Here is a 14094-nt window from a genome sequence, read left to right on the forward strand (position 1 = left end):
ACGAAGAAAGGGAGGTACACGAATGTCCGGTTATGTAAGCAAAACAGATATTCTCCGTATGCTTTCTGATATGGAACATGAACTAACTCGAGCTGAGCAAAGCCTGAATCATTCTTTACATGCATTTGAAGCTGAGGCGCGGGAAACGAAAAACGATCGTCTGCGCGTGCTGGAAGAAGAACTCATGGACCTTCATATTTGTATCAGTGAGCTGTATCAATCGCCTCGGCATAGGTATGCATTTGAAAAGGTATATCGTATCAGCTGAATTTGTGACTGAAATTTGGTACGATATGCATTGAGGTGAAGGGTATTGCAATCACAAACATTGCTGGAAATGACCAAGCAAATGATTGAAGCTGCTGAAAAAGGCGCTGATCGATATCAGGAAGGAAAAGACAATGATCAATCTTATGATTTTTTTGATACGATAAAGCCTGCAGTTGAGGAGAATGATGAGCTTGCGAATAGCTGGGCGCAAGGGGCATTTGAATGGATAAAAGCCAGCCGGCCAAAATATGTGCATAAAGAGCAAATCGAGACCGTAAAGGATCATTTTTTGGAATTGGTCCTTCAATCATACGTTCATCATATTCATAAAAAACGATTTAAGGATATCACGGAATCTGTCCTTTATACGTTACACGCAGTAAAAGATGAAATAGAAAGAGAAGACAGCCGGTAAAGGCTGTCTTCTTTTACGTTTGTTATAGGGGGCCGGCTGTTAATTCAGCTCATATGCCGGGCTTTCTGCTCCATTTGCTTCGAGAACCTTCATACTGTAACGAAACTCAGTTATGCTGAGATGTCCTTGAATATAGAGGAACTTGGCAAAGTCCATCAGTTTATTCACACAGTCTGTTTCATATTTCTTCATTTCTGCAAAACGTTTGCTTAAGTATGATACGTTCATTATGGTGCATCCCCTCTCATCTGTATTGAAAATATGGTACCATAATGATTCGACTTTTTTCTGTTTTTAAAAAATTTAAACTTTCGACAAAGTTAGACAAATGCAAATCAAGACATGTGACACAAATAATAGATTTCACTCATACATATATAGAAGAAAAAACATGTTGAGTTTAGGGGGAATCGCAATGAACAGGAGTTCTCAAAGCTATCCTCAGCAAATGGGCTACTATGATCCTCAGCAAATGCAAGGGTATTATCAGCAGGCTGCTGCACCAGGGCCTGGGCAATATTACCCGATGCAGTATGGACAGCAGGATTATTATGATCCGTATACTCCAAACCCAAACCAGTCAATGCCTATGCAGCCGCCTATGTTTTCTAACCCTTATCCAATCCCAAGGCCTAATCAACAGCAGCCCTCACAATTTCAAAATATACTATCGCAATTCAAAAAAGCCAACGGACAGTTTGATTTTAATAAAATGATGGATACGACAGGCCAAGTGATGAGTGCAATGAATCAGTTCGGATCATTAATAAAGGGAGTTACCAGCTTTTTCAAATGATGAAAGCATGAATGAGTTACTCATTCATGCTTCTTTTTTGGAAAGAAAAGCGTCATCGTCTGCTCATCCCAAGATGTTTCCATATCTTCTTGGTGTACTTCATAAGGCAGCTGAACCGTTCTTGTCATGCTTGTAAAAGTGGCCTCATTATGCTGTTTTTGTTTCTCTTGAAGTGTTACATGCAGATATCTTGATTTTACATCAACGACGATATCACCATCCCGAAACGTCGCCGGAATGGTGATATCGACATACAGTCCGGTCTCTCTTTCCCTCAGATCTATGGTTGTCTGCACATCCTCTAAACTCGAGTTGATCAGGTTTTGAAACCCGTTTAATAGGTTGCCGAATGCTGAAGATTGAAAAAGAGAGTCAATTGCCTCTGTGATCATTTCTTCTTTCTTTTGCAGTTCATTCTTTTTGTCATCATGAAATTCCAAATCTGCCACCGCCTTTTTTTATCAGGTTATGCGTCAATGCCAGATGTTGTTATAAATTGAAGCAAAATTGAAAGTGTGGTTAAATAGGGGGGAATGAAGGGATAACGGTTGAAGCGAATGAGAAGGGAGAAAACACATTGCTGAAAAAATTATTCGGAATGGGAAAAACTCAGGAAAAAGTAACAGAAGAGGTTATTTATTCTCCGGCAGACGGGACGGTCATGAACTTGACAGATGTGCCGGACCCTGTTTTTTCACAGAAAATGATGGGAGAAGGCATAGCGGTAGAACCCTCAAACGGCGAAATCGTCTCACCTGTGGAAGGTGAAGTGATCCAGATTTTCCACACCAAACATGCAGTTGGCATTCGGACACGCTCAGGAATAGAACTGTTAATCCATGTTGGCCTGGAAACGGTTAATATGAACGGAGAAGGATTTACTGCCCACTTAAAAGAAGGGGACAAAGTGAAGGTCGGTGATCCGCTGATTACGTGTGATTTGGAGTTAATAAAAGAAAAAGCGAGCAGCACAGTCATTCCCATTGTAATCATGAATGGTGAAGCTGTAGGATCTCTTGTGCCGGCAGACGAAAAGGCTGCCCATAAAGGTAAAACAAAGCTCCTCACAATAAAAGCGTAATAAGCAGGGCATATGCCTTGCTTTTTTTGTTCGACTGTATAAAATTTGCACCTAGCCATACAAACAAATATTCGGTAAACTGTACTTGACAAAGAGGTGTAAAGAATGAAAAAGAAATCACTGACTGAGCTCATTTCTGAGTTAAAAGGAAATGAAAATGTTGTGAATTGGCATGAAATAGAGCCTCGTGAAGCAAAAACAAGGCCGATGCCTGAAAGTATAGATGAGAGAATAAAAGCAGCCCTTTCAAAAAGAGGCATTGATGCACTATATACCCACCAATTTTCCGCTTTTCAACATGTGCAAAAAGGAGAAAACATCGTTACTGTGACGCCGACCGCATCAGGAAAAACGTTATGCTATAACCTCCCAGTCCTGCAGTCTATCGCCCAAGACGAAACAAATCGGGCGCTATATTTATTCCCGACTAAAGCGCTGGCACAAGATCAGAAGAGCGAGCTAAATGAAATCATTGATGAAATGGACATTGATATTAAAAGCTTTACATATGACGGGGATACGCCTCCTGCAATCAGACAAAAGGTGAGAAAAGCAGGCCATATTGTCATTACAAATCCCGATATGCTGCATTCTGCCATTCTTCCGCATCATACGAAATGGGTCAGTTTGTTTGAAAACCTTAAGTATATCGTCATTGATGAGCTTCATACATATCGCGGTGTATTCGGGAGCCATGTGGCGAATGTGATCCGGAGGCTGAAACGGATTTGCCGATTTTATGGAAGTGATCCGGTTTTTATTTGCACGTCCGCAACAATTGCCAACCCGAAGGAATTGGGAGAACAGCTGACGGACAGCCCTATGCGGCTGGTCAATGATAATGGTGCCCCGACCGGACGGAAGCATTTTGTATTTTATAATCCGCCAATTGTGAACAAGCCTTTGAATATTAGAAGAAGCGCAACAGCAGAAGTAAACGAACTGGCGAAAGAATTTTTGAAAAACAAAGTGCAGACGATTATTTTTGCCAGAAGCAGAGTCCGGGTGGAAATTATCTTAAGCCACATTCAGGAGCTTGTGAAAAAAGAGCTTGGGACAAAGTCAATTAGAGGTTATCGGGGAGGTTATCTTCCGAAAGAGCGAAGAGAAATCGAAAGAGGTTTGAGAGAAGGCGAGATTTTGGGAGTGGTCAGTACGAATGCCTTAGAGTTAGGCGTTGACATCGGCCAGCTCCAAGTATGTGTGATGACGGGTTATCCTGGAAGTGTAGCCAGTGCATGGCAGCAGGCGGGACGAGCTGGCAGAAGACACGGTGAGTCTTTGATTATCATGGTTGCCAATTCAACGCCGATCGATCAATATATCGTGCGGCATCCCCAATATTTCTTTGAGCGTTCGCCGGAATCTGCAAGAATCAATCCGGAGAATTTAATCATTTTGGTAGACCACTTAAAGTGTGCGGCTTATGAGCTTCCCTTTAGAGCTGATGAAGAATTCGGTCCGATGGATGTAAGTGATATTCTTGAGTATCTTCAGGAAGAGTCTGTTCTTCACCGAAACGGCGAACAATATCACTGGGCAAGTGAATCGTTTCCCGCTTCAAATATCAGCCTGCGTTCGGCCTCACAGGAAAATGTTGTTATCGTTGATCAGTCTGATATTGCGAACGTAAGGATCATCGGTGAAATGGATCGTTTTAGCGCGATGACGCTTTTGCATGATGAAGCGATCTATTTGCATGAAGGCGTTCAATATCAGGTAGAGAAGCTTGACTGGGACCATAAAAAAGCTTATGTCAGAAAAGTCGATGTCGAATATTATACGGATGCCAACCTGGCAGTACAGCTAAAGGTATTGGAAATTGATAAAACGAAAGAAAAAAGCCGTCTGTCATTGAATTACGGTGACGTAACTGTCAATGCCCTGCCGACTATTTTTAAAAAAATAAAAATGACCACTTTTGAAAACATCGGGTCCGGTCCGATTCATTTGCCGGAAGAGGAACTGCATACAAGTGCCGCATGGCTCGAAATGAAAACAGCAGACGAAGATATCGGGGAAAAGACGCTGGAACAGCTGCTTCTCGGCATCTCAAATGTGCTGCAGCATATTGTCCCTGTGTATATTATGTGCGACCGCAATGATGTTCACGTCGTGTCACAAATCAAAGCAGCTCATACCGGATTGCCGACGATCTTTTTATACGATCATTATCCGGGCGGAATCGGTTTAGCGGAGGAAGTTTTCAAACGTTTTTCAGATATTAATGAAGCGGCGAAACAGCTCATTAAACAATGTCCTTGTGATGATGGCTGTCCATCTTGTATAGGTACCGAAATAGAAGGGATAAAAGCAAAGGAAAGAATTTTGCAGCTGTTGGATCAAATGTCGTGAGGAGAGAGGTAGGATATGTCATTAAAAGGGAAACTCCAGCGAATGAAAAAGCATATGGTGCTCGGCGATGGAGAACATAAAACAGAAGCAGGCAAACAAGAAAACAATATCGCTGAAATCCCGTTTTTAGAAGAGTGGGAGGCTTTTGGCATGACGCCTTTTTTCTTCGAGGATGAATACTGCCTCATCAGAGAGGTAGAATATCCGCTTTCTCATTGCCATGGATTATACAGTTTTTCTGAGCTTGATGAAGTGATCGACCTGTGGAATCAAAGCAGCCTGTCACATACGCTGTCAGCAAAAGGGTATAACAAAAACAGCCTCTTTTTCTTTGATACAGAGACAACTGGCCTTGGAGGCGGAGCTGGAAATACAATTTTTTTACTTGGTCATGCGAGAGTATACGAAGACAGAGTAATAGTCAAACAGCATCTTTTGCCTAAACCCGGGAATGAAGTTGCCTTGTATCAAAGCTTTTTAAGCGAGGTTGATATTACATCACTTGTGACCTACAACGGAAAAGCCTTTGATTGGCCGCAAGTAAAAACAAGGCACACATTGATTCGTGACAGACTTCCAAAGCTCCCGGAGTTTGGCCATTTTGACCTTCTGCATGGAGCAAGGCGTCTGTGGAAACACAAAATGGACCGCGTATCACTTGGAACAGTTGAAAAAGAGGAGCTTGGCATTCAGAGGGAAGAAGATACACCGGGCTACTTGGCGCCAATGCTTTACTTTCATTTTATCAAAGCGCAAGAGCCTGACCTTTTAAAAGGTGTCCTGCATCATAATGAAATGGATGTACTATCGCTCATTTCATTGTATATTCATATGTCTAAAAAAATCCTTTCTGAATCACATTCGCCACAAGAGCACCGGGAAGCTTATGCCATGGCGAAATGGTTTTTGGCCCATAAAGAAACGAATCAAGCGGTCAAACAGCTGGAAAGGCTTAAAGAACAGTCGTTTGAGGATCAAGACAAAGCGCTGCTCGATCTATCGCTCCTGTACAAGAAACAAGACCGGTTTGAAGAAGCAGTGCCGCTTTGGGAAAAACTGTCCCGCTCTCAAAACCAGAAGTGCAGATATGCTGCTGTGATAGAACTTGCAAAATATTTAGAGCATAAGACAAAAGCGTTCGGTAAAGCTTTGCATATAACAGAATCATTACTGAGCGATGCGGCATTTTTATCAGAAAAAGAAACAGAAAAACTGCATGTGAGAATCGCTCGGCTGAAGAGGAAATATTCCTCTTGAATATTCCCCGGGAAAGCGCAAAAGACGACTTGTTTCGGCAACGATTTTTTTTGCTGAATACGCATTGAATTTGTTGTAGAATAGCGGCGAATCCTGTAAAATAACGTTAGTTATTTTTAAAGGGAGAGTTGGTATGTATAAGGGTGTTTTTTACTTGTTCTTTGTTGTGGTTTTTTTGATTGCTTTTGTGTTTTCAAACTTTAAAGACAGCTTAATTGCACACTTTTAAAATAGGTCTTTGCATCAGAACATGTACCCTTTCATTTTCATAGCTTAGTATTGTAATAAAGTTTATGGAAAGGGGATTTCATCATGCATCACTGCAGACCGCACATGATGGCGCCGATTGTCCATCCTACTCATTGCTGTGAACACCATACGTTTTCAAATACGATCGTGCCGCATATTCATCCACAGCATACGACAAATGTAAATCACCAGCATTTTGAGCATGTTCACTACTATCCACACACTTATTCTAGCTTTGATCCGACAACACATCAGCATTTTCAGGCAGGAAAACCTTGCTGCGACTAGTATTGAATCGTGCAGGCTGATTGGTGTAACACGCAACGATAAAAATGGGGCCCCGCAGGGGACCCCATTTTTTAAAAGTAGGTGAAAATATGAAGGTATTGGCAATTACAGGATATAAACCATTTGAATTAGGGATTTTTAAGCAGGATGATAAGGCATTGTACTACATAAAAAAAACGATTAAAAATCGGCTGATTGGATTTTTAGATGAAGGTTTAGAATGGATTTTAATCTCGGGCCAGCTTGGAGTAGAACTGTGGGCGGCTGAAGCTGCATATGATCTGCAGGAAGAATATCCTGATTTGAAGGTAGCTGTCATTACCCCTTTTTACGATCAAGAAAAGAACTGGAAAGATCCTAATAAAGAGCTATATGAAGCTGTTTTAGCACAGGCTGACTATGAAGAAAGCCTGACTCACAGGCCTTATGAAAGCCCGCTTCAGTTTAGGCAAAAAAACCAGTTCTTTATTGAGAAATCCGATGCGCTCATGCTGTTATATGATTTAGAAATGGAAGGATCCCCAAAGTATATGCTTGAGACAGCAGAAAAGCGGCGCGAACAGGATGGCTATCCTATTTACTTTATCACAATGGATGACTTAAGAGTGACAGTAGAGGAAGACAGCTACTCATAACAAAGAAAGAGAAATTTGACAAGCGTGCAGATTTCTGAAAAAATATATGTGATGATTCACGATACGAGGTGAAAAAGATGCTTGCTGATAAAGTAAAGCTTTCTGCGAAAGAAATTTTGGAAAAAGAATTTAAAACAGGCGTTAGAGGCTACAAGCAAGAAGACGTTGACAAATTTTTAGATATGATCATTAAGGATTATGAAACCTTCCATCAAGAAATCGAAGAACTGCAGCAGGAAAATCTGCAACTGAAAAAACAGCTTGAAGAAGCCAGCAAAAAACAGCCTGTGCAATCTAACACAACGAACTTTGATATTTTAAAACGGTTGTCCAACTTAGAAAAACACGTTTTTGGCAGTAAGCTTTATGATTGATCGCACTTGAAAAAATGGTGCTTGTAAATTGCAATCAGTTGTTATATAATAATTCATGTTCTTAACGTTCGGGTAATCGCTGCAGATCTTGAATCTGTAGAGGAAAGTCCATGCTCGCACGGTGCTGAGATGCCCGTAGTGTTCGTGCCTAGCGAAGTCATAAGCTAGGGCAGCCTTTGAAAGGCTGACGGCAGGAAAAAAGCCTACGTCCTTTGGATATGGCTGAGTATCCTTGAAAAGTGCCACAGTGACGAAGTCTCACTAGAAATGGTGAGAGTGGAACGCGGTAAACCCCTCGAGCGAGAAACCCAAATTTTGGTAGGGGAACCTTCTTAACGGAATTCAACGGAGAGAAGGACAGAATGCTTTCTGTAGATAGATGATTGCCGCCCGAGTACGAGGTGATGAGCCATTTGCAGTACGACGGAACAAAACATGGCTTACAGAACGTTAAACCACTTACATTTTAAATGATGAAAACAAGCTCTCCCGTATAAGGAGAGCTTTTATCTTGAAAAGAGAAAAGTTTTAAAAGACAGGGTGATACGATGACGAAGTATACACTAATTGCAACGGCGCCGATGGGCATTGAAGCTGTTGTTGCAAAGGAAGTACGAGATTTAGGGTACGAATGTAAGGTCGATAACGGAAAAGTTATTTTTGAAGGTGATGCGTTTGCCATTTGCCGTGCAAACCTTTGGCTTAGAACAGCCGACCGCATAAAGGTTCAGATAGCTTCTTTTAAAGCGAAAACATTCGATGAACTGTTTGAAAAAACGAAAGCGATTAACTGGCGCTCATTTATACCTGAAAACGGTAAATTTCCTGTTATTGGGAAATCTGTGAAATCAACACTTGCAAGTGTGCCTGACTGTCAGCGAATCGTCAAAAAAGCGATTGTTGAAAAGCTTAAGCTGCAGTCTGATAAAGCCAACGATTGGATTGAAGAAACAGGTGCCGAGTATAAGGTGGAAGTTTCTTTATTAAAAGATCAGGCGGTTATTACGCTGGATTCATCCGGGACAGGCCTTCACAAACGCGGATACCGTGTTGATCAGGGCGGTGCTCCGATAAAAGAAACACTTGCTGCCGCTTTAGTGCAATTAACCAATTGGACCCCTGACCGTCCGTTTGCCGATCCTTTCTGCGGTTCCGGAACGATCGCGATTGAAGCTGCACTCATCGGTCAAAACATCGCCCCGGGATTTAACCGTGATTTTGCCTCAGAGGATTGGGAATGGATCGGTAAAGACCTGTGGGACAAAGCGCGGCTTGAAGTCGAAGAAAAGGCGAACTATGACCAACCGCTTACGATTTTTGCTAGCGATATAGACCACCGTATGGTTCAAATCGCAAAAGAAAATGCAGAGGAAGCAGGCTTAGGGGATTTAATCCAATTTAAGCAGATGCAAGTCAAAGACTTCACGACAAGTCTCGATTTTGGCGTGATTGTTGGTAATCCGCCATACGGAGAGCGTCTCGGCGAGAAAAAGGCCGTTGAGCAGATGTATAAAGAAATGGGACAGGCGTTCGAACCACTTGATACTTGGTCTGTGTATATGCTGACATCAAATGAGAATTTTGAGGAAGTATACGGCAGAAAAGCGACGAAGAAACGAAAGCTTTTTAACGGCTTTATTAAAACGGATTATTATCAATACTGGTCAAAAGTAAGACCGCAGCGCAAAAAAACTGAAAACGCATAAAAAGAAGACGCGCTAAAGCGTCTTCTTTCATCTTTCAGCCATATTCTATCGTTACCAACGGTGCGCTTTCGCGTTGCTTCTTAAAATAATGTTGGTTTGGGACATTCCAGTGTGACCGTTTACTTGAGACTTAGAACGTTTAGGCCGCGTCCAATTGTGGTGAAACAGTTCAGAATGCTGATCTAATCGATTTCTATAACTCATGTCAACATCACTCCCTGATAGAATATTGTTGATAAGACGGATAATCCGGATACGGAATATCAAATGTAGTTTGTGCACATTTCGGTGATAACATGCAGATAGCATGTATATAAATTGAAACATTCGCATACAATGATGATTATTTCCGTAAGAGGTGATCTCATGTTGAACAGCGAACATTTTAATCGCATTCAAAGGGCGCTGGACACAACGGCAAACGAGCTGAATGAGCTCGAGGCTGATTTGTCTCCGTCTGTGATATCGCATGCGCAAAATGATTTAGAAAAAGCGATGGAACATATTTACTCAACAGACCATCCATTTTTATCATCGCATGTGATCAATCGAAAGTAAGCTGCAACAAAAAACTTGGCATTGCCAAGTTTTTTTATTGTATTCATTATCAGGAAATGATATTATAGATGGTCTGAATGCCGAATAGTTAGGGGTTGGAGTTGGGTGACAACATCACGTTTGCCTTTTTCTTTAACGAAAACAAAGAATTTTTATGAAGAATTGAACAATTGGATTGGTGACGTGTTTTACGATATTCTTCCCGAAAAAGGATTTGACCTTCGGGATGAGCAAGTATTTATGGCTTTTCAGCTGGAGCGGGCGTTTAAAGAGAAAAAAGTCATGTTCGCCGAGGCTGGAGTGGGAACGGGGAAAACGCTGGTTTATCTTCTTTTCGCGATCAGCTATGCAAGATATGTCGGCAAACCTGCCATTATCGCTTGTGCTGATGAAACATTAATCGAACAGCTTGTGAAAAAAGAGGGCGATATTTCAAAGCTGGCTGAGCATTTGGATCTGAAAATTGATACAAGGCTATCGAAGTCACATGAGCAATATTTATGCTTGAAGAAGCTTGAAAAAACGATGCAGCGGTCTGATGATGATAAATGGCTTGATCTTTATGAGTCCTTACCGTCATTTGTCCATGAATCACAGGCGATGCAGCGATTCTATCCGTACGGTGACCGTAAGCAGTACGCAAACCTATCGAATGAAGAGTGGTCTGAAGTAAACTACGATTCATTTCAGGATTGCCTGACTTGTGATATGAGACATAGATGCGGCTTAACGCTTTCCAGAGATTATTACCGTAAATCAACGGATTTGATCATTTGTTCTCATGATTTTTATATGGAGCATGTGTGGACAGAAGAGTCACGCAAACGAGAGGGCCAGCTGCCGCTTTTGCCTGATCATAGTGCAGTTGTATTTGATGAAGGGCATCTGTTGGAATTCGCTGCGCAAAAAGCGTTAACCTACAGAGTGAAGCAGTCTACGCTTGAGTTGTTTTTAGAACGTTTGCTTCAAAATGACATCAGAGAAGAGTTTGCTGAACTGATTGAAGATGCACTTGCTGCGAACGATGAATTTTTTTATGTGCTTTCTGAAGAATCAAAGGAAATAGCCGGTTCACACCGCTTAGACATAAAAAATGAGCAGCGTGTCAAAAAAGCGGCAGACGAGCTGTACCGTTTGCTTGATAAAATCGGAGATGCGCTTGTGTTCGAGTCTGAGATGTACACGATTGATCAATACGAGCTGTCAGTTGTAGAGGAATATGTTGAACAAATGGCATATTCATTATCTCTATACCAAAAGGATGCGATCAGCTGGCTGGAGAAAAAGGAAGCGGAATCTACCTTTGTTGTAATGCCGAGAACGGTTGCGGAAGTGCTCGGCGAAAAAGTATTTTCTAAGAAAATTCCTTATATTTTTTCTTCTGCTACGCTGTCAGAAGGCGGTTCGTTTGATTACATTGCCGACAGTCTCGGGATTCGTGATTATTTGTCATTAACTGTTGATTCACCTTATGATTATGATGAGCAAATGACGGTTAATCTATATGCCAAAACAGATATGGCTGCTGAACAAAAAATGGCTGAAACGATTGAAACGATCAAACGGTATAAAGGCCGGACGCTGGTGCTTTTCCCATCTTTTGAGGAATTAAACGAGTTTAAGCAGCTCTCGGCGGCTTGGGAGCTGCCGTATCCGATTTTCTTTGAAGGTGACGAGGAAATCAGCAGCTTAGTGGAGAAATTCCAAGAGGAAGAGGAAACAGTGCTTTGTTCTGTTCACTTATGGGAAGGGCTCGATATTCCTGGTGACGCATTGAAGAATGTTACCATTTGGTCATTGCCGTTTCCGCCGCATGATCCAGTATTTACAGCGAAACGAAACGGGACGAAAAAGGATCCGTTCGAAGAAGTTGATCTGCCATATATGTTATTACGCGTACGGCAGGGCATCGGACGCCTCATTCGTTCGAGTCAAGACAGCGGCTCGATTCACATCTACGCTGCCGGAGAAAAGGAACGCATCATTGATGAAGTCAAAAAGGTCCTGCCTGTTGAACCGCATATGATGTAAGAGGAAAAAGCTGACGGCTGTGTTCGTCAGCTTTTTTCATTTATCAGCGGATATATTGTGAAAGACGCTAATTGTTATCTTGTTGGAAATAATTTAGATGAATGGAAAAGCCGAAAACACCAATTCCTAAACAATCAAATGAACAGCAGCTGAACAAAGATGGCTGCCGCTGAAATTCGGCCCCTTATCCAAACCATTTGACTTTCATATTCCCTTCCATTAGCCTGTAATGGAACGGCTAGAATAGGGAGGGAATAGATATGGAGATACATACATATGAAAAGGAATTTTTTGATCTTTTAAAAAGAATCTCACATTATAGCGAAGCGGTTGCATTAATGCACTGGGACTCCAGAACAGGTGCGCCAAAAAACGGCTCAGAGGATCGGGCCGAAAGCATTGGTCAGCTTTCGACAGATATCTTCAATATTCAAACATCAGATCGGATGAAGGAGCTGATCGATGCTCTGTATGAACGATTTGATGACCTGGCTGAAGATACGAAAAAGGCAGTGGAGCTTGCAAAAAAAGAGTATGAAGAGAATAAAAAAATCCCTGAGGCTGAATACAAGGAATATGTGATTTTATGTTCAAAGGCAGAAACCGCGTGGGAAGAAGCGAAAGGAAAATCTGATTTCAGCTTGTTTTCCCCTTATTTAGAGCAGCTGATTGAATTCAATAAACGTTTTATTACATATTGGGGCTATCAAGAGCATCCTTATGATGCATTGCTTGATTTATTTGAGCCAGGTGTCACGGTAAAGGTGCTTGATCAGCTGTTCTCCGATCTCAAGGAAGCGATTATCCCTCTTGTTAAGAAGGTAACAGCTTCTGGGAATAAGCCGGATACAAGCTTTATTGCAAAAGTGTTCCCGAAAGAAAAGCAAAAAGAGCTCAGTCTGTATTTTTTACAGGAGCTTGGCTACGATTTTGATGGCGGACGGCTTGATGAAACGGTTCATCCGTTTGCTACTACAATGAACCGCGGAGACGTTCGGGTCACAACGAGATATGATGAAAAAGATTTCCGCACAGCGATCTTTGGCACCATCCATGAGTGCGGTCACGCAGTATATGAGCAAAATATTGACGAAGCGCTGAGCGGCACGAATTTGTCAGACGGCGCATCAATGGGAATCCATGAATCTCAATCATTGTTTTACGAGAATTTTATCGGTCGCAACAAGCATTTTTGGACGTCGTACTATAAGAAGATTCAAGAAGCATCGCCGGAACAGTTCAAGGCCATCTCCCTGGATGATTTTGTCCGGGCCATCAATGAATCAAAACCTTCATTTATTAGAGTTGAAGCGGATGAATTAACATATCCTCTTCATATTATTATCCGATATGAAATTGAAAAAGCGATTTTCAGCAATGAAGTGTCTGTGGAAGAACTGCCCGCGCTTTGGAATCAAAAATACGAAGATTATTTGGGGATTACACCGCAGACGGACGCAGAGGGGATTTTACAGGACGTCCATTGGGCAGGCGGAGATTTTGGCTACTTCCCATCCTATGCGCTCGGTTACATGTATGCGGCTCAGCTGAAACAAAAAATGCTCGAGGATCTGCCGGAGTTTGACACTCTCTTGGAAAGAGGAGACTTTCATCCGATTAAACAATGGCTGACAGAAAAGGTGCATATTCATGGAAAACGGAAAAAGCCGTTAGATATTATTAAAGATGCAACAGGGGAAGAGCTGAATGTACGCTATTTGATTGACTATTTGTCAAATAAGTACTCGAATCTCTATCTGTCATAATCAAAAGCCTGTCGGTATAGCCGTCAGGCTTTTTTATGCGGAAAACACGAATGATTATCAATGAAATAAAAGTAAAGTTCGGGTATTTTGTTTTTTTATCTATGCACGGGACGAAAATCTTGATATAATTTAGTACAACATCATAGGAACACTCATATAATCGCATGGATATGGCATGCAAGTTTCTACCGGGCACCGTAAATGTCCGACTATGAGTGAGCAATGAGACCGCACATGTACGGTTTTTTGTTCTATCAGCATTGCTTGCTCTTTATTTGAGCGGGCAATGCTTTTTTTATTCTCATAATGGAGG

Annotated in this window: 17 protein-coding genes, 1 other RNA gene and 1 riboswitch; of the genes, 15 read left to right on the forward strand and 3 right to left on the reverse strand. The window is 41.8% G+C overall.

The features are described from left to right. Positions 1 to 22 precede the first annotated feature (22 nt). Both BTW01_RS08990 and BTW01_RS08995 read left to right on the forward strand, forming a co-directional pair. Positions 23 to 268, forward strand: a complete 246-nt coding sequence (locus tag BTW01_RS08990; RefSeq protein ID WP_162102652.1) for a DUF5446 family protein — start codon at positions 23 to 25, stop codon at positions 266 to 268. A 45-nt stretch (positions 269 to 313) separates the two neighbouring features. After that, a complete protein-coding gene (locus BTW01_RS08995) occupies positions 314 to 685 on the forward strand; it encodes a YppE family protein (RefSeq protein WP_162102653.1) in 372 nt (123 codons plus the stop codon). A gap of 39 nt (positions 686 to 724) precedes the next feature. Here the strand turns inward: BTW01_RS08995 and BTW01_RS09000 are convergent, their stop codons facing one another. Continuing rightward, positions 725 to 913, reverse strand: coding sequence for a YppF family protein (locus tag BTW01_RS09000; RefSeq protein ID WP_162102654.1), 189 nt, complete (start codon positions 911 to 913; stop codon positions 725 to 727). A gap of 187 nt (positions 914 to 1100) precedes the next feature. Between BTW01_RS09000 and BTW01_RS09005 the strand changes: the two genes are divergently transcribed. Further along, positions 1101 to 1481, forward strand: a complete 381-nt coding sequence (locus tag BTW01_RS09005) for a YppG family protein (RefSeq protein ID WP_162102655.1) — start codon at positions 1101 to 1103, stop codon at positions 1479 to 1481. A gap of 20 nt (positions 1482 to 1501) precedes the next feature. Here BTW01_RS09005 and BTW01_RS09010 read toward each other — a convergent pair whose 3' ends face one another. Continuing rightward, entirely contained in the window at positions 1502 to 1921 is a 420-nt protein-coding gene (locus tag BTW01_RS09010) for an Hsp20/alpha crystallin family protein (protein ID WP_162102656.1), read from the reverse strand. Positions 1922 to 2058: 137 nt separating this feature from the next. Here BTW01_RS09010 and BTW01_RS09015 point away from each other — a divergent pair, with 137 nt between their 5' ends. The 9 genes from BTW01_RS09015 (at position 2059) to BTW01_RS09055 (ending at position 9426) form a co-directional block, all read left to right on the forward strand. After that, positions 2059 to 2562 carry a PTS sugar transporter subunit IIA gene (locus BTW01_RS09015; protein ID WP_162102657.1) on the forward strand — a complete coding sequence of 168 codons (504 nt, stop codon included), beginning with the start codon at positions 2059 to 2061 and terminating at the stop codon, positions 2560 to 2562. Positions 2563 to 2667: 105 nt separating this feature from the next. After that, positions 2668 to 4917 (forward strand): ATP-dependent helicase MrfA, encoded by a 2250-nt coding sequence (gene mrfA, locus BTW01_RS09020; RefSeq protein ID WP_162102658.1) that lies wholly within the window; start codon positions 2668 to 2670, stop codon positions 4915 to 4917. Positions 4918 to 4932: 15 nt separating this feature from the next. After that, positions 4933 to 6174 carry a ribonuclease H-like domain-containing protein gene (locus tag BTW01_RS09025; RefSeq protein ID WP_162102659.1) on the forward strand — a complete coding sequence of 414 codons (1242 nt, stop codon included), beginning with the start codon at positions 4933 to 4935 and terminating at the stop codon, positions 6172 to 6174. A gap of 100 nt (positions 6175 to 6274) precedes the next feature. Beyond that, the gene (locus tag BTW01_RS09030; protein ID WP_003230707.1) at positions 6275 to 6403 is read left to right on the forward strand and encodes a hypothetical protein; all 129 of its coding nucleotides are present in this window, start codon (positions 6275 to 6277) and stop codon (positions 6401 to 6403) included. Between the two features lie 83 nt (positions 6404 to 6486). Then, positions 6487 to 6711, forward strand: coding sequence for a spore coat protein CotD (gene cotD, locus BTW01_RS09035; protein ID WP_162102660.1), 225 nt, complete (start codon positions 6487 to 6489; stop codon positions 6709 to 6711). An 89-nt stretch (positions 6712 to 6800) separates the two neighbouring features. Beyond that, on the forward strand, positions 6801 to 7346 hold the full coding sequence (locus tag BTW01_RS09040) for a DUF1273 domain-containing protein (RefSeq protein WP_162102661.1): 546 nt from the start codon (positions 6801 to 6803) through the stop codon (positions 7344 to 7346). Between the two features lie 77 nt (positions 7347 to 7423). Continuing rightward, entirely contained in the window at positions 7424 to 7720 is a 297-nt protein-coding gene (gene gpsB / locus BTW01_RS09045; RefSeq protein ID WP_003225629.1) for a cell division regulator GpsB, read from the forward strand. 64 nt (positions 7721 to 7784) lie between these two features. After that, positions 7785 to 8168, forward strand: an RNA gene (gene rnpB / locus BTW01_RS09050) — RNase P RNA component class B. A 100-nt stretch (positions 8169 to 8268) separates the two neighbouring features. After that, entirely contained in the window at positions 8269 to 9426 is a 1158-nt protein-coding gene (locus BTW01_RS09055; protein WP_162102662.1) for a THUMP domain-containing class I SAM-dependent RNA methyltransferase, read from the forward strand. 51 nt (positions 9427 to 9477) lie between these two features. On the opposite strand, the gene BTW01_RS09060 is transcribed toward BTW01_RS09055, so the two are convergent. After that, on the reverse strand, positions 9478 to 9630 hold the full coding sequence (locus tag BTW01_RS09060; RefSeq protein ID WP_162102663.1) for a YpzG family protein: 153 nt from the start codon (positions 9628 to 9630) through the stop codon (positions 9478 to 9480). Between the two features lie 162 nt (positions 9631 to 9792). Here BTW01_RS09060 and BTW01_RS09065 point away from each other — a divergent pair, with 162 nt between their 5' ends. The 3 genes from BTW01_RS09065 (at position 9793) to ypwA (ending at position 13781) form a co-directional block, all read left to right on the forward strand. Continuing rightward, the gene (locus BTW01_RS09065; RefSeq protein ID WP_162102664.1) at positions 9793 to 9984 is read left to right on the forward strand and encodes a hypothetical protein; all 192 of its coding nucleotides are present in this window, start codon (positions 9793 to 9795) and stop codon (positions 9982 to 9984) included. A gap of 105 nt (positions 9985 to 10089) precedes the next feature. After that, the gene (locus BTW01_RS09070) at positions 10090 to 12015 is read left to right on the forward strand and encodes an ATP-dependent DNA helicase (protein WP_162102665.1); all 1926 of its coding nucleotides are present in this window, start codon (positions 10090 to 10092) and stop codon (positions 12013 to 12015) included. 260 nt (positions 12016 to 12275) lie between these two features. Beyond that, a complete protein-coding gene (ypwA, locus tag BTW01_RS09075; RefSeq protein ID WP_162102666.1) occupies positions 12276 to 13781 on the forward strand; it encodes a carboxypeptidase in 1506 nt (501 codons plus the stop codon). 132 nt (positions 13782 to 13913) lie between these two features. Then, positions 13914 to 14013, forward strand: a riboswitch (purine riboswitch). The last annotated feature ends 81 nt before the right edge of the window (positions 14014 to 14094 follow it).

Origin of the sequence: Bacillus sp. SKDU12, from assembly GCF_010093085.1 — a bacterium.
Taxonomy (GTDB): domain Bacteria; phylum Bacillota; class Bacilli; order Bacillales; family Bacillaceae; genus Bacillus; species Bacillus mexicanus.

What these genes read in the sequence shown, in the direction of transcription:
- BTW01_RS09000 (WP_162102654.1), bottom strand. Translation starts at nt 913, where the DNA reads ATGAACGTATCATACTTAAGCAAACGTTTTGCAGAAATGAAGAAATAT.
- gpsB (WP_003225629.1), top strand. Translation starts at nt 7,424, where the DNA reads ATGCTTGCTGATAAAGTAAAGCTTTCTGCGAAAGAAATTTTGGAAAAA.
- BTW01_RS08990 (WP_162102652.1), top strand. Translation starts at nt 23, where the DNA reads ATGTCCGGTTATGTAAGCAAAACAGATATTCTCCGTATGCTTTCTGAT.
- cotD (WP_162102660.1), top strand. Translation starts at nt 6,487, where the DNA reads ATGCATCACTGCAGACCGCACATGATGGCGCCGATTGTCCATCCTACT.
- BTW01_RS09025 (WP_162102659.1), top strand. Translation starts at nt 4,933, where the DNA reads ATGTCATTAAAAGGGAAACTCCAGCGAATGAAAAAGCATATGGTGCTC.
- BTW01_RS09055 (WP_162102662.1), top strand. Translation starts at nt 8,269, where the DNA reads ATGACGAAGTATACACTAATTGCAACGGCGCCGATGGGCATTGAAGCT.
- BTW01_RS09005 (WP_162102655.1), top strand. Translation starts at nt 1,101, where the DNA reads ATGAACAGGAGTTCTCAAAGCTATCCTCAGCAAATGGGCTACTATGAT.
- ypwA (WP_162102666.1), top strand. Translation starts at nt 12,276, where the DNA reads ATGGAGATACATACATATGAAAAGGAATTTTTTGATCTTTTAAAAAGA.
- BTW01_RS09060 (WP_162102663.1), bottom strand. Translation starts at nt 9,630, where the DNA reads ATGAGTTATAGAAATCGATTAGATCAGCATTCTGAACTGTTTCACCAC.
- BTW01_RS09065 (WP_162102664.1), top strand. Translation starts at nt 9,793, where the DNA reads ATGTTGAACAGCGAACATTTTAATCGCATTCAAAGGGCGCTGGACACA.
- BTW01_RS09040 (WP_162102661.1), top strand. Translation starts at nt 6,801, where the DNA reads ATGAAGGTATTGGCAATTACAGGATATAAACCATTTGAATTAGGGATT.
- mrfA (WP_162102658.1), top strand. Translation starts at nt 2,668, where the DNA reads ATGAAAAAGAAATCACTGACTGAGCTCATTTCTGAGTTAAAAGGAAAT.